The organism is Mesorhizobium sp. M7A.F.Ca.US.006.01.1.1 (genome assembly GCF_003997935.1).
Classification (GTDB): Bacteria; Pseudomonadota; Alphaproteobacteria; order Rhizobiales; family Rhizobiaceae; genus Mesorhizobium.
In genome coordinates, this window is sequence record NZ_RZQL01000416.1 from 1 (window position 1) to 3529 (window position 3529).

2 protein-coding genes are annotated in these 3529 nt (G+C 64.6%); both read right to left on the reverse strand.

What is annotated here, in order from left to right; genetic code table 11:
- A partial coding sequence (locus tag EN943_RS36100) for an efflux RND transporter permease subunit (protein WP_127416511.1) occupies positions 1–2256 on the reverse strand: 2256 nt, incomplete at its 3' end.
- Between the two features lie 3 nt (positions 2257–2259).
- A partial coding sequence (locus EN943_RS36105; protein ID WP_281060881.1) for an efflux RND transporter periplasmic adaptor subunit occupies positions 2260–3529 on the reverse strand: 1270 nt, incomplete at its 5' end.

Consider the following 3529-nt stretch of genomic DNA (forward strand, 5'->3'; position numbering starts at 1 on the left):
CGGCCAGGAGGACCAGCCGCAATTCTCGGTCGATATCGACCAGGAAAAGGCCAGCGCGCTGGCCTTTTCCTGGTCGATATCGACCGAGAATTGCGGCTGGTCCTCCTGGCCGTTGGGCCTTGTGTTGGCGAGCACCTTGCTCTGACCGGCCAGGGTCAGAAGCTGGTTGCGCGTCTGGATCAGCGCGTCATGGCCGGCGCCGTTGACGTCCTGCAGGTAGAAGTCGAAGCCGTTGGTGTTGCCGAAGCCCTGGATGGCGGGAGGCGCGAGCGCGAAGACCTGCGCATCCCTGATCTTCGAAAACGCGCCCATCGCCCGGCCGGCGATGGCCTGCGCGGCGGAAGCCGGCGATTTGCGCAGGTCGAAATCCTTCAGCCGCACGAAAGCGATGCCGACATTCTGCCCTGCGCCGCCGAAGCCGAAGCCGGAGGCGGTGAACACCCCGTCGACGACGTCCTTCTCCTGGTTGAGATAATGATCGGTCACTTCTGCCAACACGCGCTCCGTGCGGTCCTGCGTCGCGCCGACCGGCAGCTGCACGCTGGTGATCAGGATGCCCTGGTCTTCTTCCGGCAGGAACGAACTCGGCAGCCGGGCAAACATCCAGCCCACGGCAACGACGATGGCCAGGAACACGACGAGGAAGCGCCAGGACCGGTTGATGATGCCGTGCGAGCCGTCACGATAGGCAAGCGTGCCGCGGTCGAAGACACGGTTGAACCAGCCGAACGGACCGGTCTGTGTCGCATGGTCCTTGGGCGGCCGCAGGATGGTGGCGCAAAGTGCGGGCGTCAGCACAAGGGCGACCAGCACGGAGAGCACCATCGCCGAGACAATGGTCACCGAGAATTGCCGGTAGATGATGCCGGTCGAACCGCCGAAGAAAGCCATCGGCACGAACACGGCCGAAAGCACGGTGGCGATGCCGATCAGCGCGCCGGTGATTTCGTGCATCGACTTGCGCGTCGCCTCCTTCGGCGACAGGCCTTCCTCCTGCATCACGCGCTCGACATTCTCGACCACGACGATGGCGTCGTCGACGAGCAGGCCGATGGCCAGCACCATGGCGAACATGGTCAGCGTGTTGACGGAATAGCCGAACAGCGACAACACGCCGAACGTGCCGAGCAACACCACCGGCACGGCGATCGTCGGGATGATGGTGGCCCGCAAATTCTGCAGGAAGATGAACATCACCAGGAACACCAGCACGATCGCTTCGGCCAGTGTCTTGACCACCTCCTCGATCGACAGCCGCACGAAAGGCGAAGTGTCGTAGGGATAGACGACCTCGACCCCTTGCGGGAAGGTCGAGCTCAGCCGGGCGATCGTCGAACGCACCGCCTCGGCGGTGTTGATGGCATTGGCGCCGGTCGCCAAATTGACGGCGACGCCGGCCGCCGGCTTGCCGTTGTAATTGGCCTGCGTCGTATAGCTTTCGGCGCCGAGTTCGACGGTGGCGACATCGTTGAGGCGTACCAGCGAGCCGTCGGTCTGGCTCTTCAGGATGATGTTGCGGAACTGTTCGGCGGTCTGCAGCCGGCTCTTGGCCGTCACCGTGGCATTGAGCTGCTGGCCCTTGCGCGCCGGCAGGCCGCCAAGCTGGCCGGCCGAAACCTGCGTGTTCTGCGCCTCGATCGCCGAGGCCACGTCGCTCGGCATCAAGGCGTATTTGGCGAGCTTGTCGGGGTCGAGCCAGATGCGCATGGCATAGCCGGAGCCGAACAGCTGCGTCGAGCCGACACCCTCGACGCGCTTCAGCGTGTCGTTGACGGTGGCATCGACATAGTCGGCGAGATCGGTCGAGTTCATCTTGGCGTCGGTCGAGACGAAGCCGATGACCATCAAGAAGCCGGTCGAGGATTTGGAAACGGTGATGCCGTTGCTCTGCACCACCTGCGGCAGCTGCGACTGCACCAGCTGCAGCTTGTTCTGCGTCTGCACCTGGGCGGTGTCGGGATCGGCTGCCGTGGTGAAGGTCAGCGTGATCGAGGCCGAACCGGTCGAGGTCGACGTCGCCGTCATATAGTCGAGATTGTCGATGCCGGTCATGCCTTGCTCGATGACCTTGGTCACCGAGTTTTCCACCGTCGATGCATCGGCGCCCGGATATGTGGCGCTGATGTTGACTGTCGTCGGCGCGATCTGCGGATATTGCGAGATCGGCAGCGAGGTGAGCGCGAGCAGTCCACCCAGCATGATCACGATGGCGATCACCCAGGCGAAGATCGGCCGGTTGATGAAGAATACGGACATTGCTCAGTTCCCGGTCGCGGCGGCAGGCGCCGGTTTCGCTGCATTGGACGCGGCCGGCGCGGCGGACGTGCCCTGCCCGCGGTCCTTGACCTCGCCGGTCGTCTCGTCGATCGTCACTTCGACGCCCGTCGCGTCGCCGCCGGGACGCACCAGCTGCATGCCCTCGACGATGACACGGTCGCCGTCGCCGACACCCGAATCCACCAGCCAGTTGTTGCCGACGCTGTTGCGTACCGCGAGCACGCGCGTCTCGACCTTGCCCTGCGCATTGATGACCATGGCGGTGGCCTCGCCCTTGGTGTTGCGGCTAACGGCGCGCTGCGGCACCAGGAAACTGTTCTGGGCGACGCCCTCCTCGACCAGCGCCCGCACATACATGCCGGGCAAAAGCAGGCGGTCGGGATTGGGGAATTCGGCCCTGAGCGCGAAGGTGCCGGTGGTCTGGTCGACATTGGCGCCGGCGAATTCCAGCTTGCCGGTCTGCGTGTAGATGGTGCCGTTCTCGAGCTTCAGCTTGACGCTGACATTAGGACCGCTGAACTTCAGCCGCCCTTCCGAGATGGCCTGGCGCAGATTGAGCAGATTGGTGCTCGACTGCGTGACGTCGACATTGATCGGATCGAGCGCACGGATGGTGGTCAGCACTGTATCCTGGTTGGCGGTGACCAACGCGCCGGGCGTCAGCGTGGACTTGTCGATGCGGCCGGCGATCGGCGCCGTGATCGAGGTGCGGTCGAGGCTGATGCGCGCCGTCTCGGCGCTGGCCTTGGCCGAGGCGACATCGGCTTGCGCCTGTGCCAGCGTGGCGGCGGCATCGTCATAATCCTGTTTGGAAACAACGTTCTGCTTCAACAGGCCGGCATAACGGTCGAACTTGGCCTGTGCGGTGGGCACCGCCGCTTGCGCCTTCTGCTGGGCGGCGACCGCGCTGTCATAGGACGCCTTGTAGCTCGCTGGATCGATGAGGTAGAGCGGCTGTCCAGCCGCCACCTCGCTGCCCTCCTTGAACAGGCGCTGCTGGATGATGCCGTTCACTTGCGGACGCACCTCGGCAACCAGCGAGGCCGCCGTGCGTCCCGACAGTTCGGCGGTAATCGCCACCGATTGCGGATGCAAGGTGACGACGCCGACTTCCGGTTTGCCGGGCGCGCCCATACCGGCGGGGGCGCTACTCTCCTGCGAACAGGCGGCCAGCAGAAAGGTGGCTGCGAACATCGCGGCCCAGGGCGCCAGACGGAGTGCCGGCTGCGGAGACGGGCTAGACTGAATAGAC